We start from the raw sequence: 25,744 nt of genomic DNA, 5'->3' as shown, positions 1-25,744 counted from the left end.
ATAACAAATCGCCTCGCCTGAAACAGCAGAGAAGCGAGCGTTTCCGAAAATAACAGCAATCATTGAAACATGTGGCGGCGGGATGCCCCACCCGCCGACAACGCTTGAAGCGGAAAATCATCCGAAAAGCCGCTTCCCCAGTTAAACCTTCCCTCATGAGTCCCTGTCAAATCGCAGTCAATAGCGTCCATACAGAATCCTTCGAATCAACCCTATTGAATCAATAATTTAAAGGAGTGTCAGGTTCGAATGAGCAAAAAGTACGTTATGGCTTTAGACCAAGGCACCACCAGCTGTCGCGCGATCCTCTTTGACAAAGACAGCAACATCGTCGCCGTTGCCCAGAAAGAATTCACCCAGATCTACCCGAAAGCCGGTTGGGTGGAACATAATGCCGATGAAATCTGGAGCACCCAGTATGGCGTCATCGCTGAACTGCTGGCCAAGACCGGCGTCAACGCCGAAGAAATCGCCTCCATCGGCATCACCAACCAGCGGGAAACGACCGTTGTCTGGGAAAAAGCCACCGGCAAACCGGTTTACAACGCCATCGTCTGGCAATGCCGCCGCACCACCGCCATCTGTGACGAATTGAAAGCCCGCGGCCTGGAACAAGCCTTCCGGACCAAGACCGGCCTCGTCGTCGACGCCTACTTCTCCGGCACCAAGGTCAAGTGGATCCTGGACAATGTGGAAGGCGCCCGGGAAAAAGCCGAAAAAGGCGAACTGCTCTTCGGAACCATGGACACCTGGCTGATCTGGAAGTTGACCGCTGGCAAGGTCCATGTGACCGACTACTCCAACGCCTCCCGGACCCTGATGTACAACATCCGCGAACTGAAGTGGGACGCTGAACTGCTGGAAGCCCTGAACGTGCCCGCCTCCATGCTGCCCGAAGTGAAACCTTCCAGCGAAGTGTACGGCTGCACCGATACGGACCTCTTCTTTGGACACGCCGTTCCCATCGCCGGCGCCGCCGGCGACCAGCAGGCCGCCCTCTTCGGACAGGCTTGCTACGCCCCCGGCATGGCCAAGAACACCTATGGCACCGGCTGCTTCATGCTCATGAACACCGGCTCCGAGCTCTATGACTCCAAGAACGGCCTGCTGACCACCATCGCCTGGGGCATCGAAGGCAAAGTGGAATACGCGCTGGAAGGCTCCATCTTCATCGCTGGCGCCGCCATCCAGTGGCTTCGCGACGGCCTGAAGCTGATCGAAGCCGCGCCTGACTCGGAATACTTTGCCGGCAAAGTGGACGACACCGACGGCGTCTACATGGTTCCCGCCTTCGCCGGCCTGGGCGCTCCCTACTGGGATATGCGCGCTCGCGGCGCCATCGTCGGCCTGACCCGCGGCACCACCAAGGCCCACATCGTCCGCGCCGCCCTGGAAGCCCTGGCCTACCAGACCAAGGACGTCCTCGGCGCCATGGAAGCCGACTCCAACATCAAACTGCAAGCGCTGAAAGTGGACGGCGGCGCCGTCGCCAACAACCTGCTCATGCAGTTCCAGGCGGACATCCTCGGCGTTCCCGTCGACCGCCCCCGGATCATAGAGACGACCGCTCTGGGCGCCGCTTACCTGGCTGGCCTGGCTGTCGGTTTCTGGTCGAGCAAAGAGGAACTGGCCAAGCGTTGGCAGCTTGACAACCGCTTCGAAGTCGAAATGGTTGAAGAAAAGCGGGCCAAGCTCTACGGCGGCTGGAAACGCGCCGTCACCCGCAGCATGGATTGGGAAACGGAAAACTAATCAACAGCAGCGATAGATGAACTGCAATTCTGTAGAACGAGCGTCGGAAATCAGCGAGTGAGTGATACAGAATCCGACTGTATCGGCTTGAATCGCCGAAACCAAGAGCGTAGGGGAGGAGGCCGCGCCGGCCTGACAGGCGGCGCGACCTCCTCCAAGCTCCCCATCCCGCCAGGCGAAGCGCCTTTTACGATTGTCAATTCTGACCGTCAGGTCAATTCGATAAAGGTTTTCCTCAACATTCATGGAACGCCACAGTGAGGGAAATCAACCCTGAACTTGATAGAGGCCTGTGAGTTTGGAGAAGCCGCAGCAGTACCGGAAATGATCTGGCATTGGCGGCTTTTTTTCATAAAAGGAATGCTTCATGCTTTCTACGACTTCTATACGACGAAACGGACGGAGGTTGACCTATGGTAACCGAACGCGTTCAGGTGGTGGTGATCGGAGGCGGCGCCACCGGTACGGGTATCCTGCGCGATTTGGCCATGCGGGGCCTATCGGCCCTCCTGGTCGAACAGGGCGACCTGGCTCACGGCACCAGTTCCCGGTTTCACGGGCTGCTGCACAGCGGTGGCCGCTATGCCGTGAAAGATAAAGAGGCGGCAAAAGAGTGTATCGAAGAAAACCTGTTGCTGCGACGCCTGGCCCCGGACTGCATCGAACCGACCGGCGGTCTCTTCGCCCAACTGCCGAGCGACGACCCGGCCTATGCGGAGACATGGGTGAAGGCCTGCGCCGAGGCAGGCATTGAGACCAAAGAGTTGGACGTTGGCGCGCTGATTCAAAAATACCCGGTTCTATCACCGAAGATCACCCGCGCCTATTCGGTGCCCGATGCGGCTGTCGACGGTTTCCGGATGCTCTGGAGCAACGTGAACTCCGCTCGCCGTTATGGCGCCAAGATGGCCAACTACAGCAAACTGACGGCGATTCACCAAACCAATGGCCGCATCAGCGGTGTGGAACTCACCAACACCCTGACCGGCGAGGCCCGTCAGATCGAATGTGACATGGTGATCAACGCCGCCGGCGCGTGGGCCGGCGAGGTAACGACCCTGGCCGGTCTCGATGTGAGCATCATCAAAGACAAGGGCACCCTGCTTGCCTTCAACCATCGCCTGACCAACCAGGTTGTCAACCGCTTGCGCCCGCCTGGTGACGCCGACATTTTCGTTCCCCACGGCACCATCACCCTGCTGGGCACCACCTCTGTCTCTGTTGACGATCCGAACAGCTTCAAGACAACCGACAAAGAAGTTCAAGATATGCTGGCCGTCGGCCGGGAGATGATGCCTCGCATCGATGACTACCGGATCATCCGGGCCTTCGCCGGTGTGCGCCCCCTGTACCAGGCGAACAAGGGCGCCGGTGGTCGAGCGGTGACGCGAAACTTCGCCCTCATCGATCATGAACAGCGAGATGGCCTCACCGGCCTGATCAGCATCGTCGGCGGAAAATTCACCACCTTCCGGCTGATGGCGGAAAAAACGGTCGACTTGGCCGCGAAAAAACTGGGCAACAACACCCCCTGCCGGACGAAGGAAGAACCCCTCAGCGCGCCCCAGTCGGCGGAGATGCTGGAGCGGGGGAAAAAGGTCTTCGGCGTCCCCGGCGCCAAAAAAGCGGCCGAACGGCTTGGCGAAGGTTTTGCCAAAGTCGTCGCCGAGGCGGAACAAGACCGCGCCAAGCGGCGCATGTTCTGCGAGTGTGAGATGGTCAGCGCCGCCGAGATTGAGTACGTGGCTGACGATGACGACAGCAAGACCTTGAGCGACATCCGCCGCAGAACCCGGATGGGGATGGGCACCTGCCAAGGCATCTTCTGCAGCTACCGCACCCTGGGCGCGATGAGCGACCATAAACAGTTCACAGTCACCCACCGCGAGTTTTTGGCCGAGTTTTTGCAAAACCGCTGGCGCGGCGTCCGGGCTGTGCTTTGGGGCCAGCAGTTGCGGGAAGCGCAGCTGTCCTCAGAGATTTTCTGCACACTCTTCGGCATGGAGAGAATGAAATGATGAATAAAAAAACAGATGTGTTGATTATCGGCGCCGGCCTGTCCGGCCTGATGGCCGCCGCCAAGGCCGCCGAATCGGGAAAAAAAGTCACCGTCGCCGCCAAGGGCATGGGATCGCTCAGTCTTTCTTCCGGCTGCATCGACCTCTGGGGATATGACATCGACGACCCCCAGCAGGTCTGCCCAAACCCCCTGGCCCAAATCGCCCGCCTGGGTGAGGTCAACCGGGAACACCCCTACACGAAAGTGGCCGATGTGTTGGAAGAGAGCCTGCGCTGCTTCCAAGGGATCACAGCGCGATATGGCTGTGACTACCGGGACAACGGCGGCGCCAACTGGTTGTTGCCGACGGCTGTCGGCACCTTCCGGCCCTCCTTCCTGGCGCCGCCCTCAATGGCCGTCAAGGACCTGGACAAGGCTAAACGGATCGTTATCGCCGGCTATGAAGAGCTGAAGGACTTCTACCCTGAGGTGATGGCCGCCAACCTGGCCCGCAACGGCAACCTCCCGGAGAGCGTAAACATCGCCGTTGTGAAGCTGCGCTGCGCCTGGAAAAAACTCTACGCCACCACCTTGGCCCACCGGCTGGAACAAGCCGAGGGGATCAAAGAAGCGGTGGATCAGATCAAGCCCCATGTCGTATCCGGCACGGTCGTCCTCTTCCCGCCGGTGTTGGGCGAACGGCTCGATATCGATGTGGCCGCCCGGCTCTCGGCCGCCCTCGGCGCGCCCGTCTACGAAGTGGCCAACATCCCGCCGGCATTGCCGGGCCAGCGCTTGCAGCAACTGCTGCTCAAGCACCTGCGCAACATGGGTGTCGATGTGATCATCGGCTGCACCTTCACCGGCGCGAAGACGGAAGGCAACCGCTGCCTCCAGGTGACCGCCGAAGGCGCCGGCAAGACCTTCACCTTTGCCGCCCAGACCTATGTGCTCGCCACAGGCGCCTTTGTCGGCGGCGGCCTTGACAGCCGGATCGGCGCCGTTCGAGAGATGATCTTCGACCTGCCTGTCTGCACACTGGAGAAGTGGGCCTCTGGCGAGTTCCTCTCCATGAACGGTCATGGCTTCAACCGCTTCGGCATCGCCGTCAACGACCGGTTGCAGCCGCTCGACGAAGCCGGTCAGGTATGTCTGGAGAATGTGCGGATCACCGGCGCCAATTTGGCCGGCGCCAACGGACCCATCGAAAAATGCGGCAACGGCGTCGCTCTCGCCTCCGGCTACAAGGCCGGGAAGCTCGCCGGGGAGGTGCCCTCATGAGTCAGGATCGTCATCTCATCCTCGATAACTGCATCAAATGCAATATCTGCGTCGCCAACTGTCCTGTCGTCAAAGTGACCGACCAGTACGCCGGACCGAAGCAGAACGGCCCTGACCTGGAGCGCTTCCGCCTTGACGAGCCGGCCGCCGTTCACCCCTCCATCAGCTACTGCAGCAACTGTAAGACCTGTGACTTCGTCTGCCCCTCCGGCGTCAACGTGGCCACCATGAACTGCAAGGCCAAGGGGGAGTATGTGGCCCTCAACGGCGCTCCCCTGCGCGACCAGGTCCTGGGGCGGGTCGAATGGATCTGCAAGGCTGCCCAGATCGCGCCGTCCATCGTCAACTGGGCCGCCGGTGTCGGACCTTTCCGGGCGATGGGTGAAGCCTTCTTCGGCGTCGCCGCCGATATGCCCTTCCCACGCTTCGCCTCGAAAACCTTCTTGCAGCAGTTCCAACCGAAGAAGATCGCCAACCCGAAAGGGAAGGTGCTCTACTACCCAGGGTGCTATGTCAACTACTACACGCCGGAAGTCGGCTTGGCGCTGGCGAAGGTCCTCGCCCACAACGGCATCGAGATGGTCGTCGACGACTTCAACTGCTGCGGCCTGCCCACCGTCTCCAACGGACTCATGGATGCGGCCAAAGCCTATGGCGTGAGCAACCTGGAAAAGCTGAACCGGTACATCCAAGACGGCTATGCCGTCGTCACCACCTGTCCCAGCTGCAACCTGATGCTGCGCCAGGAGTACCATGAACTCTTCGACATGGACACGACGCTGGTAACGGAAAACACCTACGACGCCTTTGAGTACCTCGTTCTGCTCCATGAAAAAGGGCAACTTGACACCCAACTGAAGGCGCTGCCGCGCCGCTACGGCTACCACCAGCCCTGTCACCTGCGCGCCGTCGGCTATGGCGTGCCCTCACAGGAGATCCTGCAGCTCATCCCTGACCTGCAGGTGCTTCCCTTGGACGCCGGCTGCTGCGGCCTCTCCGGCAGTTACGGCTTCAAAAAAGAAAAATACCCCATCAGCCGCGAAATCGGCCAGAACATCGTCCGCGCCGTCGAGGACACCGGCGTCAAACAGGCCGTCACGGAGTGTGGCATGTGCCAGTTGCAGGTCAATCATGTGACCGGCCTGCCCGTGGTCCACCCCATCGAACTGTTGGCTGAGGCGTACGGGTTGTAGGCAGCGACAGAGGTTGCCACCGCTAGGGGTTTGCCTATGGCCTTGTCCATGGCGTAAAAGCGTACCGGTTGCCAGCCACCAAGCGCCATTGCGAAAGAGGTATCGTATGCGAAGAACAAAAATCGTTTGCACCATCGGGCCGGCCAGCGAACACCCAGACACGCTGAGGGAGATCATCCGTTCCGGCATGAACGTGGCCCGCCTCAACTTTTCCCACGGTTCCCATGAGGAACATGGACGCCGCATGGAGACCATCCGCCGGATCGCCGCCGAAATGGGTGAAAACGTGGCCATCCTGCTCGACACGAAAGGTCCCGAGATCCGCACGGGCGATTTCGCCGCCCCGCCGATTTTTTTGGAAGCGGGACAGCGCTTCACCTTGACGACGGAACCGATCGTCGGCGACGCATCAAAGGTCTCTGTCACCTACACCGACCTGCCGAAGGATGTGTCGCCGGGCGTTCGCATCCTGGTCGATGACGGCCTCGTGGAACTGCTGGTGGAGGCCGTCGAGGGCAATGACGTCATTTGCCGAGTCCTCAACGGCGGCAAGGTCTCCAATAAAAAAGGCGTCAATGTGCCCGGCATCTCGATCAACCTGCCCTCGGTCACCGAGAAGGACATCGCCGACATCCGTTTTGGCATCGAACAGAAGGTCGACTTCATCGCCGCCTCCTTCGTCCGCAAGGCCGCCGACGTGCTGGCCATCCGCAAGATCCTGGAGGAAGCGGGCGCCAACATCGAGATCATCTCCAAGATCGAGAGCAGCGAAGCGGTCGATAACCTCGACGAGATCATCCAGGCCTCTGACGGCATCATGGTCGCCCGGGGCGACCTGGGCGTCGAGATCCCTGCCGAAGAAGTGCCGATCCTGCAAAAGTCGATCATCAGTGAATGCAACCGCCTCGGCAAGCCGGTGATCACAGCCACCCAGATGCTGGACTCGATGATCAACAACCCCCGGCCGACACGCGCCGAAGCGAGCGACGTGGCCAACGCCATCTTCGACGGCACTGACGCCATCATGCTCTCCGGCGAGACGGCGAACGGCAAATACCCCGTCATCGCCGTGCAGACGATGGACCGCATCGCCCGGCGGGCGGAAGCGTCGCTGCACCGCAACCAGACGATCCACAACGGCCGGACCAGCGTCACCGACGCCATCGGCCAGGCCGTCTGCGTCACCGCTGCCCAGTTGGAGGCGGCGGCCATCCTCACGGTCACCGTCAGCGGCTATACGGCTCGCATGATCGCCCGCTACCGTCCTCAGTCGCCCATCGTCGCCGTCACCCCCGAACCGTCGGTCATGCGCCGCTTGGCCCTTGTCTGGGGCGTCATCCCCTTGCCCTCGGTCCACCTGACCGACACGGACCGCATGCTGGCGACAGCTGTCAACGTGGCCGTCGAGCATGACCTGATCCAGGGCGGCGACCTCGTTGTCATCACCGCCGGCGTCCCTGTCGGTGTACAAGGATCGACGAACCTGCTCAAGGTCCACACCGTCGGCAAGGCGGCGGCCCGGGGCACCGGCATCGTCTCCCGAGCGGTGACGGGCATGGTGAGAGTCGTCCGGAGCGTTGCCGAAGCGACGGCGTTGCAAGCAGGGGAAGTGCTGATCGCCGTCGGCACTGACGCCGAGTATGTGCCGTACCTGAAAGATGCCGCCGCCATCGTCTGTGAGGAAGGCGGTCTCACCTCTCACGCGGCCATCATGGCTTTGGAGTATCGCATCCCCGTTGTCGTCGGTGTTGACAAGGCTCTATCGTTGTTTGAAACAGGGGAGACGATCACCGTCGACGGACGGCGCGGCCTCATCTACAGAGGGGCGGCCAAAGTCCTGTAAGGATAAAAGTTGAGATGCCTGCTCGATGCCCCTTGCTTCGATGATCATCAACTTGACATGAGGCCCCGGAGGTTTTGAGCAGGCCGTTGAATGGATCAGAGATCCATTCTTCGCGCCTGCTCACTTTTCTAAAACCTTTTATTTCATAAAAGCGGTTACCTGTAAAAAGCCCGTAGCTGAGAGAACCTTTTCCCTAGCCAAAACAAACAAAATGATGCGGAGGAATGTAAAAATGACTACGAAAATTGCCATCAATGGATTTGGCCGGATCGGCCGCAACGTGCTGCGCGCCATGCTGAAACGGGACATGCTGAAAGCCGGCTCCGACGTGGAGATCGTCGCCCTCAACGACCTGACGAGCCCTGAGACGCTGGCCCACCTGCTCCAGTATGATTCCGTCCATGGCGAACTTCCCTATGAAGTGACCGTTTCCGATAAGGCGATCTCTGTCAACGGCATCCAGATCAAGGTCTGCGCCGAAACAGACCCCGCCAAACTGCCCTGGAAAGAGCTTGGCGTCGATATCGTCGTCGAATCGACGGGCCGTTTCACCAAGGGTCCCGACGCAGCCAAGCACATCCAGGCTGGCGCGAAAAAAGTGATCATCTCTGCGCCCGGCAAAGACATCGACGCCACCATCGTCATGGGCGTCAACGACCATACATACGACCCTGCCAACCACCATGTCGTCTCCAACGCCTCCTGCACCACCAACTGCCTGGCCCCCTTCGCCAAGGTGCTTCACGAGCAGTTTGGCATTGTCCGCGGCCTGATGACGACGGTCCACGCCTACACGAACGACCAGCGCATCCTCGACCTGCCCCACAGCGATCTGCGCCGCGCCCGCGCCGCCGGCCAGTCGATCATCCCCACCACCACCGGCGCCGCCAAGGCCGTCGCCCTCGTCCTGCCGGAACTGAAAGGCAAGCTGAACGGCTTCGCCATGCGCGTGCCTACCCCGAACGTCTCTGTCGTCGATCTGGTCGTCGAACTGGAAAAACCGGCCACCGAAGAGGCCATCAACAGCGCCCTGAAGGCTGCCGCTGAAGGTCCCCTGAAAGGCATCCTGGCCTTCTGTGAAAAACCCCTCGTCTCCCGCGACTTCAACGGCAACCCCCATTCCTCCATTGTCGACGCGCCTTCCACGATGATTCTCGACGGCAAAATGGCCAAGGTTGTCTCCTGGTATGACAACGAATGGGGTTACTCCAACCGCGTCGTCGACCTGGCCCTCCTGATGGCCGCAAAGGGGCTCTAAGATGGAGAAGATCTCCCTTCGCGATATCGATGTGCGGGGCAAGCGCGTCCTCGTCCGGGAAGACCTGAACGTCCCCCTGAAAAAGGGGGTCATCACCGATGACACGCGCATCCGTATGACCCTGCCGACACTGCAATACCTGATTGAAAGGGGGGCGCGGGTGATCGTCGCCTCCCACCTGGGTCGCCCGAAAGGGCAGCCTGTCGACGAGTTTCGTCTCACCCCGGTGGCCCAGCGCCTCGCCGAACTCCTCGGCAAGCCGGTGACCAAGGTCGATGATTCCATCGGACCGCAGGTCGAGGCGGCTGTGGCTTCCATGCAAGAGGGCGACCTGCTCCTGCTGGAAAACGTGCGCTTTTATAAGGAAGAGGAAAAGAACGACAAGGCCTATGCCAAAGCCCTGGCCGGCCTAGCGGACATCTATGTCAACGACGCCTTTGGCACCGCCCATCGCGCCCACGCCTCCACCGCCGGCGTCGCTGAGCACTTGCCGGCGGTGGCCGGGTTCTTGATGGAAAAAGAACTGGCCATGCTCGGCAAGGCCGTCACCCAGCCCGAGCGGCCCTTCGTCGCCGTCATCGGCGGCGCCAAGGTCTCTGACAAGATCGGCGTCATTGAGAACCTCTTAGCCAAGGTGGACAGCTTGATCATCGGCGGCGGCATGGCCAACACCTTCCTGCGCGCCCTCGGCTATGAGACGGGCACATCCCTCGTCGAAACCGACAAGGTGGACCTGGCCGGCGAACTGATCCTGCGGGCGAAGGCGCAAAAGGTGAACCTGCTGCTGCCCACCGATGTCGTCGTCACCCAGGCCTTCGAAGCGAGCGCCCCCCAGCGAACCGTTCCCGTCAACGCCATCGAGCCCGGCTGGATGGCCCTCGACATCGGCCCCGAGACGGCGCGCCTTTATGCGAATGTGGTCAAAGAGGCCGCCACCGTGCTGTGGAACGGACCCATGGGCGTCTTTGAATTCGACGAGTTTGCCAAGGGGACGGAAGCCGTCGCCCGGGCTATGGCGGAGTGCCGGGGCATCACTGTCATCGGCGGCGGCGATTCGGTCGCGGCCGTCAACAAGGTCGGTGTGGCCGAGCGGATGAGCCACATCTCCACCGGCGGCGGCGCCTCCCTCGAATTCCTGGAAGGCAAGACCCTGCCCGGCGTGGCCGTTCTGCGGGATAAATAATTTTTGATTTGAAGGGAAGCGGAGCAGCACATGCGCAGACCCATCATCGCTGGCAACTGGAAGATGCACAAGACCATCGCTGAGGCCCGTCAACTGGCTGAGGCGTTAAAAAAACAGCAAGGGGAGCCACGGGCGGAGATTGTTCTCTGCCCGCCCTTTACGGCCCTGGCCGCCGTGGCGGCCATCATCAAAGACAGCCCCATCGCCCTGGGCGCGCAGAACATGCACTGGGAAGAACAGGGGGCTTTCACCGGCGAGGTTTCGCCGGCGATGCTCAAAGATGTGGGCTGCGCCTACGTGATCGTCGGTCACTCGGAACGGCGCCAGTATTTTGGGGAGACCGATGAACAGGTCAACGTCAAAGCAAAGGCCGCCTTGACCCATGGCTTAATCCCCATCGTGTGTGTCGGCGAGACGCTGGCCCAGCGGGAAGCCGGAGAGACGGAAGCCATCGTCGCCGCCCAGACCCGCGGCGCTTTGGCGGGATTGACCGCCGAGGCGGTGGCCGGATTGGTGATCGCCTATGAGCCTGTTTGGGCCATCGGCACCGGCAAAACGGCCTCCGACGATGACGCCCAGCAGGTCATCGCCGATATCCGCGCCACCGTGGCCGCTGAATTCGGGAAGTCGGCGGCAGAGGCCCTCCGCATCCAATATGGCGGCAGCGTCAAAGCCGCCAATGCGGCGAGCCTGCTCTCCCGTCCTGACATCGACGGCGCTCTTGTCGGCGGCGCCAGCTTGAAGGCCGGCGACTTTCAGGGGATTATCGACGGCGCTCAGTAGAGATGGCACATGGCATGGCACGACCGAGCCGAAGGAAGAAGCGACAAGACAGCATGGAAGCGCATTTACACCAATATGGAGGAAGCATCATGACGCTCATCAGTGATATCGCAGCCAGAGAGATCCTCGACTCGCGGGGCAACCCGACCCTGGAAGTGGATGTTTGGCTCATCGACGGCAGCAAAGGCCGCGCCGCCGTTCCTTCGGGCGCTTCCACAGGCGCCTATGAAGCCGTCGAACTCCGCGACGGCGACAAATCCCGCTACCTGGGCAAGGGTGTGCGCCAAGCCGTCGCCAACATCAACGACATCATCAAGCCGGCCCTGAATCAGACGGACGCCGCCGACCAGGCTGCCCTCGACCAGCGGTTGATCGAACTGGACGGAACGCCCAACAAGAGCAAACTGGGCGCCAACGCCATCCTTGGCGTCTCCCTGGCCGCCGCCAAAGCGTCGGCCGCCTACTTCGGCCTGCCCCTCTACCAGTACATCGGCGGCATCAACGGCCGGGAACTGCCCGTGCCCATGATGAACATTCTCAACGGCGGCGCTCATGCTGACAACAACGTGGACATCCAGGAATTCATGGTCCTGCCTGTCGGCGCCACCAGTTTTTCCGAAGGCCTGCGCATGGGCGCCGAGATCTTCCACAGCTTGAAGGGGGTTCTCAAGGCCAAAGGGCTCAACACCGCCGTTGGCGATGAAGGCGGCTTCGCCCCGAACCTGAAGAGCAACGAAGAAGCCTTGGCCGTCATCGTCACAGCCATTGAAAAAGCCGGGTACCGCCCTGGCGAAGATGTCTTCCTCGGCCTTGACGTGGCCGCCACCGAACTCTATAAAGACGGCAAATACATCCTCACCGGCGAAGGGGCAACCTGCACCGCCGGCGAGATGATCGCTTTCTACCAGGACTTGGCCGCCAAATACCCCATCATCACCATCGAAGACGGCCTCGCCGAAGACGACTGGGATGGCTGGGCCAAACTCACCCAAGCCCTGGGCAAAAAACTGCAGCTTGTCGGCGACGACCTCTTCGTCACCAACACAGAGCGACTCGCCCGCGGCATTGCCGCCAATGTGGCCAACTCCATCCTGATCAAGGTCAACCAGATCGGCACATTGACAGAGACCTTGGATGCCATCGAACTGGCCAGCCGCGCCGGTTACACGGCTGTCGTCTCCCACCGTTCCGGTGAGACCGACGATACCACCATCGCCGACCTGGCCGTGGCGATCAACGCCGGCCAGATCAAGACCGGCGCCCCTTCCCGGACCGACCGGGTGGCCAAATACAACCAGTTGTTGCGCATTGAAGAGGAACTGGGCGAACGGGCCTGCTACCGCGGACTCGCCACCTTTTACAACCTCGATTTCGTCGACAGCCGCGCCAAGCGCATCCTGTACTAAACGGTAGATACAGCACCCCCTGCAGGGCCATGCCAGACGTACATTCTCCCCTCATCGCAGCGAGATCCATGAATGCGGGCAGAAGAGAAGCGACAGGCATGGCTCATTTTTTTTGTCCACCTTGGAGGAACGAATACGATGAAAGAGACAATGCCCCCACAGCCTGGTGTCGAACTGAAGGTCGACATCCTGCCCCTCTCGGAAAAATTGGGCCTTGACGCCCACCAGGTCAAATGGACTGTCGGTGAAACGGCGGAAGTGGCCCGCAGTCTTGTCAAAATCACGGAACGCAACGGCCAGGATCTGATCGACGGTTCGGCGCGGTTGCAGGAGATGACGAGCGTCGCCCGGCTGCTCGAGGAACGGGCGAGCCAAGTGGCCGAACTGTCGGCATCCCGATTGGAGGAAGCGCGAGAGGGCGAGCGGCGAGTCGCCGAGGCGGAGCAGTTGTTGCAATTGGTCGCCACCGATGTCCTCGCTTACGCGCGAGCGGCCTTAAAGCTGCGGGAGGAGTCGGAACAGATCGCCCGCTTTGTCCGAGAAGCCCGCGACATCGCCAAAAAGACGAATCTCCTCGCCCTCAACGCCTCCATCGAAGCGGCCCGCGCCGGCGCGGCGGGACGAGGCTTTGCCGTCGTGGCCGATGAGATCCGCAAGCTTGCCGATAAAAGCGCCCAGTCGGCCCAAGGGATTCAAAAAGCGGCCGATCAGATCAAACAAGACATCCATACGGTAGCGACAGGCGCTGACTTCAGTTCCAAGCAACTGAACACCGTTGTGGCCGATGTCCGGTCAGGACGGGAGGTGCTCTCCAACACGGTGAACACCTTTGGCGAGATCACGGAACTGAACAAGGAACTCTTCGAAGCCACCGCCCAGCACGCCGATCGGTCGGAACAACTGGCGGCCATTTTCGCCTCTCTCGGTGATGGCATGCGGGACATCCTCGACCGCGTCCGTGACCAGGAGAAACACCACGGGAAACTCTTGGACCTGGCAGAAGGCTTTAACAGCAATGTCCATCACCTGCAAAAACAGGCGGCCCGGTTGAAGCGGGCTGACGAGCTGATCATCGGCATCAATCCCGCCCTAAGCCCTGACGCCATTCGCAGGCAATACCTGCCCGTCATCGACGCCCTCTGCCGCAACCTCGGCGTCCAGCCCCGCATCCTCATCGCCTCCGACTATAACGCCCTGGCTGACTGCCTCATCGATGAGATCGTCGACGTGGGCTGGTTTTCTCCGCTGGCTTATGTCAATGCAGCCGAAAAGGGAAGGGTCATCCCGCTGGCCACGCCCATCGTCAACGGACATGCCTCCTACAAGGGGTATATCATCGCCCGCAAGGGAAGCGGCATCGCCAACCTGACAGCGCTGAAAGGCAAACGAATGGCCTTCGTCGATCCCCAGTCCGCCTCGGGGTACGCCTACCCGCGCCTGCTCCTGCGACGAGCCGGGCTCAATCCGGACCGGGACTTGGGCGAGATCATCTTCCAGGGAACCCACAGCCGTGTCATAGAGTCGGTCCTGAAAGGCGATATCGCCGCCGGCGCCACCTATTCCGAGGCCCTTGACGACGCCCGCCGTCGCGGCCTGCCGGTCGACGACCTGGTCTGCCTGGCCGAGACGGAGGCGATCCCCAAGGACTGCATCGCCGCCCGGGGCGGCTTGAACAGCGAACAGGTCACCCGACTGAAAGAAGGTCTGCTGGCCCTCGCCCGCACCGACAGGGGGAGACAGGTCATGGCCGAGTCACCCATTCAAGGATTCATCGACACGCGTGATGAGAACTACCACATCATCCGGGAGGTGTTGCGCGAAAGCAGCCGGTAGGTCGGAGCCTTTCCATGGCATTGCAGTCGTTCCCGCAGAGGGTTCGCATGAAAAACGGGATTGACCCGGCGCGTAGGCGGGTCAGTCCCGTTTTGTTTCACTTTATCTCTAAATCGACGGCTGGCTATCCAAAGGCGATCATTGTCGCCGTCTGGTTGATGTGACCGATATACATCTCACCATAGGAAGAAAAGCCGATCACAGGCGCGCCCAACCGGCCGAGCATCGCCTCAAACTCCCCGGTGATTCGACGTCGCTCCATGTCGACGGTTCGGTTGGCGCAGTTGAAGAGAATGACACTGGAGAGCCCTCCCATGGCTTGCTGAGCGGCGGCGATCGCGGATTCCGTATCGGCGATCGGATCGAGCGATTCCAAGATGCGCAGTTCCATCCCTTCTAGAAGGGAAGAGTAGAAATCGAGCCCGCCCTGGTCATTGATCTTCTGAGGGCTGCGCACATAGGGCTCGCCATCGATCATCAGGCCCACCGGGTGATCGACGAACTGTTCCGGCGCCTTTTCCAAGGGAATGCCCAAGGCATCGGCATAGGCTTTCCCCGCCGGTTGCCCGTTGAAGTGGGAAACGGAGCGCTGGCAGGCGCCCGTTACCTGCAGCCTGTGCGGCAGGATCGTAAAGCTTTGCGTTTTGATGGCCTGAAACTTCCGCTTCGGTTTCATCACCAGCAACAGGGCAGCATCGTTGTACGCCTGCCCATCGAGAAAGACGTAGGTCCCTTGCAGTTTAAAATCATCGCCGGCAGAGCCACCGACGAAGAGGATGTCAGAGGTGTCACCGAGTTTTTCCATCAGCGCCTCTTCTGAGCAGATCAACCCGTCGATCAGGATCATGCCCAGGTACTCATCGGGATCCATGGCGGCTACGGGGATCCCGAAGGCCTGTTCAAAGCCGGCCAGAGCAGGGGCGATATCGATGGATTGACTTAACTGACCGACCACTTCCGCGTGGAAAGGGCCGACGATCTCTTCGGAAAAAGACATGGCCACCAGGTGGTTTGAGGCCATTTTTCCGACTCCGGCAAGGGGATCGCACCAGATCTCCCCGGCAGTGGTGCAACCCACTACGGTGGAGCGGGGGAAGGCCTCTTTCATCAGGCGGGCTGCGATGTGAGGGTCATGGCAGGAAGAAGCGAAAAAGACGACGAGCGCCTGGTCATCGATGGTGTTGCGAATATCCCGGACGGCTGACGCCGTATCGACCAGAGGGGACGCGGCGACGAGATTCATGGAGGCACCATCCTTTTTGTTATAAACTTACGCCCAGATCCCGGGCGATGCCCCGCAGTTTTTCGATGACGGCGGGGTCGTCGGGGGATGACATGTTATAGATGTCCGGGTTGATGCCTTTCAGAAAAATCTTGGTGCGGGTCGTCATGGCGATGGTCGCGTTGCCTCTCGACCGCTTGGCGATGATGGCATCAATCATGCATTTAATGGTTCCGGCCATACCACAATCCGCCTTTCTACACAGCGTAATCATAATCAGGCTATGTAGAACAGGGGAATGATGATCATTTTATTTAGTACATAGGGCAGCACGCCGGGTAACAAATTCTTCAAGGTTGAACTATAGTGATCAAGAGCGTCGATGAAAAGGATGAAAAGGACAAAGGACAAAGGACAAAGCGATCCCTAAATTCGCAGTAAAAGCCGATGGTGATTGCGTAATGCAATAAGCAGGATGAGGGGGAGGGTTGAAATGTCTACGCCTGTAGGAAATACCCATCATTATCATCAGAAAAGCGTAAATCTACCGAGACAGTGGTCGCAGCTTTCCTATGCCGGAGAAGAACGGGTGCCAGAAGGGGTCGATCCTACGGCCGGTTCATGGCCATTGTTTTTCTTGCGACGCGATACGAAGGGGCGATTTGTGACTCCCGATGGCGTGCCCATTACCTTTGAGATCCAGCAACCGGACAATTTCAACTTTAATCAGCAGTTGATCGTCGTCCAGCAAACGCTGGCCAGCCTTACACCTACGCAGAAGAAGATCGCCGAGTATTGGGGGGATGGTCCGGCGACAAAACAGTGGACGCCGATCATTGATCGATTGATAGATACCTATGGTTTTACCCCGGTACGGGCGGCGCGAGTGCTTGCGGCAGTCCAATCAGGGATTAACGATGCCTTTGTCGTGACCTGGTATTATAAATATCTGTGGGATGTCGCCCGTCCCAATCAACTGGATCAGAAACTGGTCACCTTTATATGCACACCCAAGTTTCCATCTTATCCATCGGGCCACTCTGTCGTCGCTGGGACGGCGGAGGTGATCCTCAGCTACTTCTTCCCGCCGGAGTCACAACGGCTGCAGGAACTGGCTGAGGAGGACTCCCTTTCCCGTCTCTACGGGGGTGTTCACTTCCCGGCTGATCTGAGCGAAGGGCTGAGGCTCGGACGCCAAATCGGACGAATCATCGTGAACATCCTGGCGAAGCAATTCGACGAAAATCAAACCGCTGTCGATGTTCCTGTAACGCAAAACCGGAATGCCCAATTGCCCCCGCCTCCCTATGAACAGGTGATCCCCTTTCCCTCCCGGGTGAGAGACTGTGACTTGCCGTTGCTGCCCGAGTGCTCATGGGGTCAAGGAAAACCCCATGTCCCCGTGTAACATCCGCCATCCCATTCCTTGCCCTAACCTGCGCCTGCTGCTGAGGTATCAGCAGCTTTTTAAATTGGGAGGGTCGGTACGACAAAAGGGTAAAAAGAAAGAAGCCGCGCGATCACCGCACGGCTCCATGGAGATTTTTTCGTTATGTTCAGGCGCATCGGTTCTTCCCATGTCCGATCCATACGACGGCTACCGATGAATCTGAAGCTTTTGGGTTTGAAAATCAAAAGAGGCCAGGGTGACCTTATTCAGTCCCCATTTTTTTAAGTGGTTGCGCGCATGCTCCACCGGTCCGCCTTCAAGGAAGCGGCTGAGACAGTCTTGGGAGATGACGAGCACGGTCGGGTAGGTCAGGGAAAAGGCGGCCAACTGTTCACGGGTGTGGATGTCGCCGATGGTGGAGCAGGTCTCCACCTCAAAGATGGTGGTCTGCTCGCCTTTTTTGGCCACGATGTCGGGCACACAGTGACTGACCTCTTGGGGCGCGCCAGGTTCCCAGTGAATATGGTCAGCCAACACCTGGTACCCCTCGGCGATAAGGCGATCGGCGACGGCCTGGACACAGCGGTCATGGGTTGATTGTTCCACTTGCACACGGTTGGGGTTTTTTCCTCGGAACATACGATCACCCTCCTGTTATCCATCATCATGAACTGAAAACAAAGACTCCTTTAGGTTGCCGGCCATGCTGTCAAACCCAAAAGAGTCCCTGATGCCGATATTAATCTGTTCCCGTCTCTTCATCGCCGACCACTCGCAGCCAGCGGAGGAGCACTGACGCCAATTGTTTTCGATCGATCGGCTTGCTCACATAGTCATCCATCCCCGCAAGCAGACAGCGCTCCCGGTCATCCGGCATGGAGAGGGCGGTCATGGCGATGATGGGGATGTGCAGTCCCGTTTCGATCTCACTGTCCCGGATCACCTGGGTCGTTTCAAATCCGTTTAACTCAGGGAGTTGACAATCCATCAAGATGACGGCGAAAGATTCTTCCCCTAACGCATCGATGGCTTCCAATCCGGTGCTGGCGCAGCGAACCGATAGGCCCATTTTTCGCAACAGCGCCGTGACCAGCTTCTGGTTGACCGGATTGTCTTCCACGACGAGGATGGACGCCTGGGAAAGGCGGGGAAGCGGTGGGGGAAGATGGGCCGGGAGAACATATGCAGGAAGATGAAGAGGGGAAGCGGGGGATTCAGGCGTTAGATAGGGAACCGGCGATGAGGGGGCCCTGCGGCGGATTTCGGAGGTTTCGACAGGCAAAGTGGCGCTTTTTCGCATCGGCAGGGTGAACCAGAAGGTGGACCCTGCCCCAAGCGCGCTCTGCACACCGATCTTGCCGCCCATCAGTTCGACGAGGAGCCGGGAGATGGCCAGACCCAAACCGGTTCCGCCGTATTTGCGCGTCATCGATGTGTTTCCCTGGCTGAAGGGCTGGAAGAGGCACTCGCGAACGTCCGGCGCGATGCCGACGCCCGTGTCTGTCACCTCAAAACGGACGGGGATCTGGGACCCCGTGTCGGAGAGGGCAAACACCCGGATAGAAATGGCGCCCCTTTCGGTAAACTTGACGGCGTTGCTGACGAGGTTGAGCAACACCTGGCGCAATCGCCCCGGATCGCCCTGGAAGAAAAAGCGCGCTTCATCGGCGATGGCGGTGGTGATGGAGAGACCCTTCTCGCGGGCCTTGCCGCGGAGCAGCCGGGCGACGCCGTCGATCACGGGAACGGGATCGAAAACAACGGATTCCAATTCCATCTTGCCGGCTTCTACTTTGGAGTAGTCGAGGATGTCATTGATGACGGTGAGCAGGTTTTCCGCCGACTCCTGGACTGCCTGGGCGAAGTCCAACTGCTCTGTCGTCAATCGCGTGCCCAGCAGCAGTTCGTTCATGCCGATGATCCCGTTCATGGGGGTGCGGATCTCATGGCTCATCATCGCCAAGAAGGAACTCTTGGCCAAGCTGGCTTCTTCGGCCCGGACCTTGGCGATTCGGAGTTCGGCGTCAACCTCCTTCTTTTCCGTGATGTCCATCAACATGCCGTCGAGGCGGATGACCGTCCCGGCGTTGTCCATCACCGCGATGACATGACCGCACACCCAGCGGGTGTCTCCGTTGTTGCGCACGATCTGGAACTCATCCTGAACCGCTTTGCCGAGGAGAACCCGTTTGACCATGCGCTGCAGGCGAGGCAGATCGTCCGGGTGAATCGCCTGAACCCACCGAGCGGGATGATCGAAAAAGACCTTGGCGGGAACGCCGAAGAGTTCCTCGCAGGCAGGGGAAAGCTGCAACAGGCGGTCCCGTGACACATCATAGGACCAGAATACGATGTTCAGGCTGTTGAAGAGGTTTTTCAACTGTTCTCTTGTTTCCAGCAGTTTTTGTTCAATCTTGCGCCGTTCCGTAATATCGGTAAAGGTCGCCACCACCCGGTAGGGCAGATCTTCACCGGGCCGGTAGAGGGGCTCGGCATTGATCAGGATCCAGGACATCTCGCCGTTTGGCTTGTGAACGCCCATGACGACATTGTGACAGGCTTTTCCGGTGCGCAAGGAAACCATGGAGGGGTGTTCCTCCCCGGGAAAGGGCGATCCGTCTTCTCGAATGGCGCGCCAGCGGGGGTCGTAGGGGCTCCGTCCCAGCAACTGGTCCGGTGTCAGGCCCAAAATCGTCTCCGCTTTTCGGTTAAAGGACACGATGCGGCCATCCCGTTCCTGGACCACCATACCTTCGGCGATGGCGGTGACGATGGAGCGATAACTCTCCTCACTGTCACGTAGGGCGGCTTCCGCCGCTTTTTGTCTGGTAATGTCCAGCGTGGCGCCGCGAAAACCGATCACAGTCCCCTGGTCGTCGATGATGGGGACGCCATTGTCGCTCAGCCAGCGAAGCTCCCCGCCGGCCGAGCGCCGGCGGTATTCCAGACTGCGGACGATCCCGTTAGCGACGGCGGCCTCGGTAAACCCGTTCCAGAAGTGGGCCACATCATCGGGATAGACGTATTGCCGAACCGACTGACCCAGCAGTTCCTCTGGCGAAAGGCCCAGGATCAGGCGAATCTGCGGCGACACATAGGTATACCGGCCTTCCGCGTCGATCTCCCAGATAAACTCGTCAAAGGCCCGTTCCACATCGCGAAAACGCTGGTCCCTCTCACGAAGGGTCTTCTCCATCTGCTTGCACTCTTTGAGCAATGTAAAATACCGGCCAGACAGATGATGGCAAAGGCCATCAAACGACGGTGGAAATCCACAATTGGCGGCAATCGCTTCCAGAACCACGAGCGTCAGTTTTCGATCGCCATCCTGGAAGGGATGGGTCTGAGCGCAAAGGGCGCGGAAGTCCCCCTCCGGGGTGACGATCCGGCCACAGTAGGCGGGCAGTTCGGTCGGTAATTTCTCTTGGACTTGAAAAAAATCATCGCTCCGGCGACCGGTTAGAGTCTGGCTGTCCCATCCGGTCAGCCCTTCAGCGGCTGGATTTAGAAAGAGGATCGTCTGATCGGGGTCCAACACCGCCAGCGCTAACGGGAATTGGCGCACCACCGCCAGGAGCGGTTCCGATAAACCCGGGGGAATCGTCAAAAGGATCACCGCCTTACGGGCAATAAGGTACGGTCTGCCGATGAAGCATGTATTTTGCGATTGCAATTACATTATACAGATTTTTCTTCTTTCGTTTAAGAGGAAAAGGAGACAAAGGGGCAAAATTGTGAAAAAACTTCCGGGTTCTCATTTTTCCGGAAGGGAAAAGGGATTCCCGGCGCCTGCCGCCAATACAAAAGAATCATCGATCAACTTGCAGAAGGAGTGACCTCATTGGCGTACAAGGCCGTTCTCTTTGATCTGGATGGAACCCTTCTCGACACCTTGGCCGATCTGGCCGATTCGATGAACCGTGTGCTCGCCCGGGCCGGCTTTCCCGTTCATCCTGTCGATGCGTACCGTTACTTTGTCGGTGACGGGTTGGCGACACTGGTGAAGCGCGTCTTGCCCGAAGATTGTTGTGACGACGAGACGCAACGGCGCTGCCTGGCCGAGATGCAGTCCGAATATGGTCAGCACTGGGCCGTAAAAACAGGTCCCTACGCAGGGGTGGTGGACATGATCGACGGACTGGCGTCGCGGGGCCTGCCGATGGCGGTCTTATCGAATAAGCCCCACGACTGGACCGTGGAGATGACCGATTATTATTTTCCGCAGCGGCCTTTTTCCATCGTATTCGGCCAACGTCCCTCCGTGCCGAAAAAGCCCGATCCCTCTGGCGCCTTGGAGATCGCCGAGCGCCTCCGGTTCGCGCCTGCCGACATCCTTTACCTGGGCGATACGAACACAGACATGCAGACGGCGACCGGCGCCGGCATGGCGGCCATCGGCGTCCTCTGGGGCTTTCGTCCCGCCGGGGAGCTGTTGTCCAGCGGGGCGCAGCGGCTGATCGGCCATCCCTCGGAAATCTTTCAGGTGATTGACGAACGATAGGGGGATACCGGCCAGATCGGCGGAAACGGGGAGGACGCTCGCAAGGGTCCTTTATAGCGGCTGACTTTTTCGGTGAAAAATAGCGGATAAGGAGTTGAGCCCATGCGGTATACACCGGCAGCGGAACTGGAACGGCGGATCGAACGGTTTCAATCCATGCTGCGCCAGAAAGGCCTGGACGGCGCGCTGATCCTGCAAAATGCCGACCTCTTTTACTTTTCCGGCACCATCCAGCGCTCCCATCTTTACATCCCGGCCGAGGGAAAAGCGCTGCTGATGGTGAAACGGAACCTGGAACGGGCGCGGCAGGAATCGGCGCTGGCGCAGATCGTTCCCTTGGACAACCCCAAAGAACTGCCGGCCATGCTGACCGCTTACGGGTTCGGTGTCCCGGCGCGGCTCGGACTGGAGTTGGACGTGTTGCCGGTCGTCCATTTCCAGCGCTATCAAAAGCTCTTTGCCGCCAGCCGACTGGAGGACGCCTCGTCCCTGATCCGGTCGGCGCGGGCGGTCAAGACAGATTTCGAATTGGAACGGTTGGCCGAAGCGGCGGACCTGAACGGGATCGTCTTTGGCAACGTGCCCCGGTGGCTGCGAGCCGGGATGACTGAGGTGGAACTGGCCGCCGAGGTGGAGGCCTGTTTCCGCCGCCACGGGCACCAGGGGCTGACGCGCACCCGCGGCTTTAACATGGATATCAGCTACGGCCATACCCTCTCCGGGGCCAACCTGTCCGTTCCGTCCTTCTTCGAGGGACCCATCGGCGGCGTCGGCCTCAACCCTTCCTTTGCCATGGGGTCGGGCGCGAAGGTGATTGAACGGGATGAGCCGGTCATGGTCGACCAAGTGGGGGTCATCGACGGCTACGGCGTCGACCAGTCCCGCGTCTTCTGTATGGGCCGGTTGCCGGCCCAACTGGAGCGGGCCCACCAGGTCGCCCTGGAGATCCTGGCCGGTCTGCGCGAAAAGGCCCGTCCCGGCGTGACAGGCGGGGAACTCTTTGACTTTGCCCTTCAGAAGGCGAAAGACTACGGTTTGGCCGATCACTTCATGGGCCACAAAGAAAAAGTGGCCTTTGTCGGCCACGGCGTCGGCATCGAATTGGATGAACTTCCTGTTCTCGCCAAAGGCGTCGCCATGCCCCTGGAAGAAGGAATGGTCTTTGCCCTGGAACCGAAGTTCGTTTTTCCGGAAGGCGCCGTCGGCATCGAAGACACCTTGGTTGTTCGCGCCGGCGGGCTCGAGACGATCACCCGATTTGATGAAGGGATCATCTATCTTCCCTAGGAAAGAGCCGCTTTGACCAGAAGATGAAGAAGAGGGAAATCGCAAAGAGGATGATAAGGTAGAGGAACAGGTACAGGGTGTCAAAGCGCATCGATTGGTAGAGGGCAACGGGAAAGTCGATGATGGCATGGGCGGCGATGGCGGCGAAGAGAATCGCCAGCTTCCCTTGCCGCACCCCGTAGAGCACCAGCAGGGACAGGGCGATCTGCATGGCGAGGGCGATGTTTCGCTCCAAGCCCCCGGCCAGAAAAGCGATCGGCGGTGTAGACAGCAGGAGGTTTTTCGCCTGTTCCAGCACCTCCGGCGACAGCTTGTCGCCCAGCGTGTCCAGGGTCCCTCTATTGATCATGCGGGCCATCAGAATGGACTGGACGCCCATGATGCCGCCGACCAGCAGCGACTCGACGCCGCCGTGGCCCAGCCCGTAGGCGACGCCGTCCTTCCGGGCGCGCGATGCTTTCAGCCACGACGTAAAGCCGATGTAGCGGCCGGCCTCCTCGAAAATCCCAGCCGCCAGGGCGCCATAGAGGGCGAACCAGAGCGGATGTTTCAGCCATTCCGCCGTAAACGGGTTGACGTTGAAGACATAGATATGGACCATTTTTTCGAGGCCCTGGGTAAAAAAGAACCAGACGAGGGCGCCGACGGTGACTGCTTTCCAGGAGATCGATTGGCGTTGATGCAGGTATATGAGCAGGCCCACAGGGACCCCGATCGATAAAAGCACCGAAATCGACATATAAAGAAACGACAGGTTGCTGACCATAGGAAGCCTCCTCAACGTGGCATCAGATCCTGCTTATGGTGTCGCCCGAACGGGGCGGGAGTATACGAAAACACAATGGTCCGGCGGTATCTTGTGTACCGCCGGACCATTGTTTTCCATACCTTGTTAGTGGAGGCAGTTCCCACCTCGGATTTGCTACTGGAAAGGAGGCTGCAGGCATGGGTTGTCATGTTTATGGTGGCACCGGTTTCGGCGTTGTCGCCGGTCTTGTCATCACCCTCATCGTGATCGGCGCCTTTTACCCCAGCATCGTTGGATTCGGATACACCGGCGGTCAGTAACCGGAGCGGGTAATCATTCGGTCACCGCTCGGTAGGGAGCGGCGTCAAAAAAGAGCGAGGGGAGGGTGTCCAGATGAGTAATTGCGGTCCTGTAGGTCCCGCATGCGCCAGCGGCGGGTATATCGGCAACTGCATCGTCGCGCTCGCCATCCTGATCATCATCATCGCCATCCTGGGAACCGGCTTCGGTTTCGGGTACGGCGGATAAGCAGCGACTAGGGAAATAGAAAAGAGGAAAAAGCGTGGGCGCAGAGCTCACGCTTTTTTCTTCACGATTCCCCTTGTCTTCATCCTTTGATCGGTTGTGTTGCGGAGGGGCGATCGCGCCTGGTTAGAGAGCTGCCGCAAACTCTCGTTCAAAACGGGTGATGGACATGCCGTACTGGGCCTGGAAGCTGGCGGCGACACCGCTTCGCCGCGCCCCCGTCAAAAAGGCGCGCAGGCGGTCTTCGCCATACTTCTTGATCAGGTCATCGACGGCTTGGTAGTCCTGCCACTCCACGTTGTAGTCGGCTCGCAGGATGTCTTCTTCCGAGGCGGCGAGGGGGAGGATGCGGCCTTCCTTGGCGGCCCGGCCGAGCTGGCTGTTCAAGGAGCTGGCCATGCGGCGCGCCATGGCCGGGTTTACCTTCTTCATCGCCGTCATGCCGGCATCCCAGGCCACCCCTTCGTTGACCCAGGTCGGCAGCTTGGTTCCCAGGCCCTGTTCGTTGAAGACGACATGGGTGAGTTCATGGGTGAGCACATTCGCCAGGCTCGATTTGTCCTGCAGGGAGTAGAGTGGGAGCCAGACGTCTGTGCCGATGCAGATGCCGTTCGTGTTCTCGACGATGGGGGTGATGAGGTCCGCATCCACTCCGGCGCCGGTAAGGGCCTTCCGGTAGGCGTTTTTTGTCGAGTAGAGGACGACGACCGCCTGGTTTGAGGGGGCTTGTCCCAACTTGGCCTGCACGATCGGCAGCGATAGGGTCTGCACCGTTTCAGCGGCCTGCCGGACGATGCTGTCGGGAACACCGTTGTCGCCGGCCAGGACCTGGATGCCTGCTGGCGTTTTCTGAGTCCGGCTGCTCGTCTCCGCATCAGAAGGGCGAGGCAGGTGGCGGCCGCCGAAGTGCTTGGCCAGCAGCTCCCGGGGATCGCGGCCCTGAATGAGCAGTTGATCGTTGACGGCTTCCACATTGTCGACGATTTTGTTGAGGCGTTGGGTGAGTTGCTGTTTTACCTGCTCAGGATCGTCGATGGCCTCTTTGACCCGGTCGACGCCGTTTTTGAGGCCGTCGACGACGTTCGTCCGTGTTTGGTCGTAATCGATGCCCATTAGGCGGTTTTTTACATCATCGGCCCAGCGCTGCATCGTTAAACGCGCTTCCTGCCATGATGGCAGTTCCGCCGTTGCCGAGAGCCCCCGATATCCGGGCAGAGGCGGCGCAAAGGGGGAGAGCAAGCGCCAACCGGCGAAAAGCAGCGCGGCGACAAGGGAAAAGGTCAGCAGTTTTCTCACGGTTGCATCCCCTTCTGTTCCGACGTGATGTGGCCGTCTCGCTGGATAAACGGCGCCCCCGCCTCCGCCGAAAAAGCGGAAACAGCAGGGCGTCATGGATCGATATTCGCCGGAGACGGAGAGAATCCTCCGGAAAAAGCGGAGGGAATCCCTGCCGATCTATTGACATTCCCAGGCTGTCACCATAAAATATATATAACAAAGCGATATACTTGGAATTGGTTGACCGGATACACCGGAGGCC

At 59.7% G+C, this 25,744-nt stretch carries 21 protein-coding genes; 15 read left to right on the top strand and 6 right to left on the bottom strand.

Annotation, left to right across the window (positions count from 1 at the left end):
* The first annotated feature begins 249 nt into the window (after positions 1-249).
* The 10 genes from glpK (at position 250) to phnD (ending at position 14,531) form a co-directional block, all read left to right on the top strand.
* Complete coding sequence (gene glpK, locus GTO89_RS06580; protein ID WP_161261258.1) at positions 250-1,752, top strand: glycerol kinase GlpK; 1,503 nt, start codon at positions 250-252, stop codon at positions 1,750-1,752.
* A gap of 413 nt (positions 1,753-2,165) precedes the next feature.
* Positions 2,166-3,770 carry an anaerobic glycerol-3-phosphate dehydrogenase subunit GlpA gene (glpA, locus tag GTO89_RS06575; RefSeq protein ID WP_161261257.1) on the top strand — a complete coding sequence of 535 codons (1,605 nt, stop codon included), beginning with the start codon at positions 2,166-2,168 and terminating at the stop codon, positions 3,768-3,770.
* Positions 3,770-5,032, top strand: a complete 1,263-nt coding sequence (glpB, locus tag GTO89_RS06570) for an anaerobic glycerol-3-phosphate dehydrogenase subunit GlpB (protein ID WP_161261256.1) — start codon at positions 3,770-3,772, stop codon at positions 5,030-5,032. Before glpA ends, glpB begins: the two co-directional genes overlap by 1 nt.
* Positions 5,029-6,225 carry an anaerobic glycerol-3-phosphate dehydrogenase subunit C gene (locus GTO89_RS06565; RefSeq protein ID WP_161261255.1) on the top strand — a complete coding sequence of 399 codons (1,197 nt, stop codon included), beginning with the start codon at positions 5,029-5,031 and terminating at the stop codon, positions 6,223-6,225. The genes glpB and GTO89_RS06565 overlap by 4 nt, the downstream gene beginning before the upstream one ends.
* Before the next feature lie 106 nt (positions 6,226-6,331).
* A complete protein-coding gene (pyk, locus tag GTO89_RS06560; protein WP_161261254.1) occupies positions 6,332-8,068 on the top strand; it encodes a pyruvate kinase in 1,737 nt (578 codons plus the stop codon).
* A 232-nt stretch (positions 8,069-8,300) separates the two neighbouring features.
* Entirely contained in the window at positions 8,301-9,326 is a 1,026-nt protein-coding gene (gene gap / locus GTO89_RS06555; RefSeq protein WP_161261253.1) for a type I glyceraldehyde-3-phosphate dehydrogenase, read from the top strand.
* 1 nt (position 9,327) lies between these two features.
* Positions 9,328-10,509 carry a phosphoglycerate kinase gene (locus tag GTO89_RS06550; RefSeq protein ID WP_161261252.1) on the top strand — a complete coding sequence of 394 codons (1,182 nt, stop codon included), beginning with the start codon at positions 9,328-9,330 and terminating at the stop codon, positions 10,507-10,509.
* A gap of 30 nt (positions 10,510-10,539) precedes the next feature.
* Positions 10,540-11,292, top strand: coding sequence for a triose-phosphate isomerase (gene tpiA / locus GTO89_RS06545; protein WP_161261251.1), 753 nt, complete (start codon positions 10,540-10,542; stop codon positions 11,290-11,292).
* A gap of 89 nt (positions 11,293-11,381) precedes the next feature.
* A complete protein-coding gene (gene eno, locus GTO89_RS06540; protein WP_161261250.1) occupies positions 11,382-12,698 on the top strand; it encodes a phosphopyruvate hydratase in 1,317 nt (438 codons plus the stop codon).
* A 138-nt stretch (positions 12,699-12,836) separates the two neighbouring features.
* Complete coding sequence (gene phnD / locus GTO89_RS06535) at positions 12,837-14,531, top strand: phosphate/phosphite/phosphonate ABC transporter substrate-binding protein (RefSeq protein WP_161261249.1); 1,695 nt, start codon at positions 12,837-12,839, stop codon at positions 14,529-14,531.
* A gap of 124 nt (positions 14,532-14,655) precedes the next feature.
* On the opposite strand, the gene GTO89_RS06530 is transcribed toward phnD, so the two are convergent.
* Positions 14,656-15,774: an FIST signal transduction protein gene (locus tag GTO89_RS06530; RefSeq protein WP_161261248.1), complete on the bottom strand. Its 1,119-nt coding sequence runs from the start codon at positions 15,772-15,774 to the stop codon at positions 14,656-14,658.
* A 19-nt stretch (positions 15,775-15,793) separates the two neighbouring features.
* On the bottom strand, positions 15,794-15,994 hold the full coding sequence (locus GTO89_RS06525) for a hypothetical protein (RefSeq protein ID WP_161261247.1): 201 nt from the start codon (positions 15,992-15,994) through the stop codon (positions 15,794-15,796).
* 252 nt (positions 15,995-16,246) lie between these two features.
* Between GTO89_RS06525 and GTO89_RS06520 the strand changes: the two genes are divergently transcribed.
* The gene (locus GTO89_RS06520; RefSeq protein ID WP_235920276.1) at positions 16,247-17,161 is read left to right on the top strand and encodes a vanadium-dependent haloperoxidase; all 915 of its coding nucleotides are present in this window, start codon (positions 16,247-16,249) and stop codon (positions 17,159-17,161) included.
* 189 nt (positions 17,162-17,350) lie between these two features.
* Here GTO89_RS06520 and GTO89_RS06515 read toward each other — a convergent pair whose 3' ends face one another.
* Both GTO89_RS06515 and GTO89_RS06510 read right to left on the bottom strand, forming a co-directional pair.
* Positions 17,351-17,782, bottom strand: coding sequence for a hypothetical protein (locus GTO89_RS06515; RefSeq protein ID WP_161261245.1), 432 nt, complete (start codon positions 17,780-17,782; stop codon positions 17,351-17,353).
* A 100-nt stretch (positions 17,783-17,882) separates the two neighbouring features.
* Complete coding sequence (locus GTO89_RS06510; RefSeq protein WP_161261244.1) at positions 17,883-20,750, bottom strand: PAS domain-containing hybrid sensor histidine kinase/response regulator; 2,868 nt, start codon at positions 20,748-20,750, stop codon at positions 17,883-17,885.
* A gap of 234 nt (positions 20,751-20,984) precedes the next feature.
* On the opposite strand from GTO89_RS06510, the gene GTO89_RS06505 reads away from it, so the two are divergent.
* Both GTO89_RS06505 and GTO89_RS06500 read left to right on the top strand, forming a co-directional pair.
* A complete protein-coding gene (locus tag GTO89_RS06505; RefSeq protein ID WP_161261243.1) occupies positions 20,985-21,644 on the top strand; it encodes an HAD family hydrolase in 660 nt (219 codons plus the stop codon).
* 102 nt (positions 21,645-21,746) lie between these two features.
* The gene (locus GTO89_RS06500; protein WP_161261242.1) at positions 21,747-22,931 is read left to right on the top strand and encodes a M24 family metallopeptidase; all 1,185 of its coding nucleotides are present in this window, start codon (positions 21,747-21,749) and stop codon (positions 22,929-22,931) included.
* Here GTO89_RS06500 and GTO89_RS06495 read toward each other — a convergent pair.
* Positions 22,915-23,697, bottom strand: coding sequence for a YhfC family intramembrane metalloprotease (locus GTO89_RS06495; RefSeq protein ID WP_161261241.1), 783 nt, complete (start codon positions 23,695-23,697; stop codon positions 22,915-22,917). The two genes, GTO89_RS06500 and GTO89_RS06495, sit on opposite strands and share 17 nt — an antisense overlap.
* 179 nt (positions 23,698-23,876) lie before the next feature.
* Here GTO89_RS06495 and GTO89_RS17650 point away from each other — a divergent pair, with 179 nt between their 5' ends.
* Both GTO89_RS17650 and GTO89_RS17645 read left to right on the top strand, forming a co-directional pair.
* Positions 23,877-23,999, top strand: coding sequence for a hypothetical protein (locus GTO89_RS17650; protein ID WP_268894634.1), 123 nt, complete (start codon positions 23,877-23,879; stop codon positions 23,997-23,999).
* Positions 24,000-24,072: 73 nt separating this feature from the next.
* Positions 24,073-24,207 (top strand): hypothetical protein, encoded by a 135-nt coding sequence (locus GTO89_RS17645; protein ID WP_268894633.1) that lies wholly within the window; start codon positions 24,073-24,075, stop codon positions 24,205-24,207.
* Between the two features lie 123 nt (positions 24,208-24,330).
* Here GTO89_RS17645 and GTO89_RS06490 read toward each other — a convergent pair whose 3' ends face one another.
* Positions 24,331-25,500 (bottom strand): hypothetical protein, encoded by a 1,170-nt coding sequence (locus GTO89_RS06490; protein ID WP_161261240.1) that lies wholly within the window; start codon positions 25,498-25,500, stop codon positions 24,331-24,333.
* Positions 25,501-25,744: the final 244 nt, after the last annotated feature.

Origin of the sequence: Heliomicrobium gestii (assembly GCF_009877435.1) — a bacterium.
GTDB classification, from domain to species: domain Bacteria; phylum Bacillota; class Desulfitobacteriia; order Heliobacteriales; family Heliobacteriaceae; genus Heliomicrobium; species Heliomicrobium gestii.
This window is presented reverse-complemented; position numbering and strand designations above follow the sequence as displayed.

Bases quoted from the DNA above. Each gene is read 5' to 3' on its own strand.
- GTO89_RS06550 (WP_161261252.1), top strand. From the start codon at position 9,328: ATGGAGAAGATCTCCCTTCGCGATATCGATGTGCGGGGCAAGCGCGTC.
- glpA (WP_161261257.1), top strand. From the start codon at position 2,166: ATGGTAACCGAACGCGTTCAGGTGGTGGTGATCGGAGGCGGCGCCACC.
- GTO89_RS06500 (WP_161261242.1), top strand. From the start codon at position 21,747: ATGCGGTATACACCGGCAGCGGAACTGGAACGGCGGATCGAACGGTTT.
- GTO89_RS17650 (WP_268894634.1), top strand. From the start codon at position 23,877: ATGGGTTGTCATGTTTATGGTGGCACCGGTTTCGGCGTTGTCGCCGGT.
- GTO89_RS06565 (WP_161261255.1), top strand. From the start codon at position 5,029: ATGAGTCAGGATCGTCATCTCATCCTCGATAACTGCATCAAATGCAAT.
- GTO89_RS06525 (WP_161261247.1), bottom strand. From the start codon at position 15,994: ATGGCCGGAACCATTAAATGCATGATTGATGCCATCATCGCCAAGCGG.
- eno (WP_161261250.1), top strand. From the start codon at position 11,382: ATGACGCTCATCAGTGATATCGCAGCCAGAGAGATCCTCGACTCGCGG.
- pyk (WP_161261254.1), top strand. From the start codon at position 6,332: ATGCGAAGAACAAAAATCGTTTGCACCATCGGGCCGGCCAGCGAACAC.
- GTO89_RS06495 (WP_161261241.1), bottom strand. From the start codon at position 23,697: ATGGTCAGCAACCTGTCGTTTCTTTATATGTCGATTTCGGTGCTTTTA.
- GTO89_RS17645 (WP_268894633.1), top strand. From the start codon at position 24,073: ATGAGTAATTGCGGTCCTGTAGGTCCCGCATGCGCCAGCGGCGGGTAT.
- GTO89_RS06520 (WP_235920276.1), top strand. From the start codon at position 16,247: ATGTCTACGCCTGTAGGAAATACCCATCATTATCATCAGAAAAGCGTA.
- glpB (WP_161261256.1), top strand. From the start codon at position 3,770: ATGAATAAAAAAACAGATGTGTTGATTATCGGCGCCGGCCTGTCCGGC.
- GTO89_RS06515 (WP_161261245.1), bottom strand. From the start codon at position 17,782: ATGTTCCGAGGAAAAAACCCCAACCGTGTGCAAGTGGAACAATCAACC.
- tpiA (WP_161261251.1), top strand. From the start codon at position 10,540: ATGCGCAGACCCATCATCGCTGGCAACTGGAAGATGCACAAGACCATC.
- gap (WP_161261253.1), top strand. From the start codon at position 8,301: ATGACTACGAAAATTGCCATCAATGGATTTGGCCGGATCGGCCGCAAC.
- glpK (WP_161261258.1), top strand. From the start codon at position 250: ATGAGCAAAAAGTACGTTATGGCTTTAGACCAAGGCACCACCAGCTGT.
- GTO89_RS06530 (WP_161261248.1), bottom strand. From the start codon at position 15,774: ATGAATCTCGTCGCCGCGTCCCCTCTGGTCGATACGGCGTCAGCCGTC.
- phnD (WP_161261249.1), top strand. From the start codon at position 12,837: ATGAAAGAGACAATGCCCCCACAGCCTGGTGTCGAACTGAAGGTCGAC.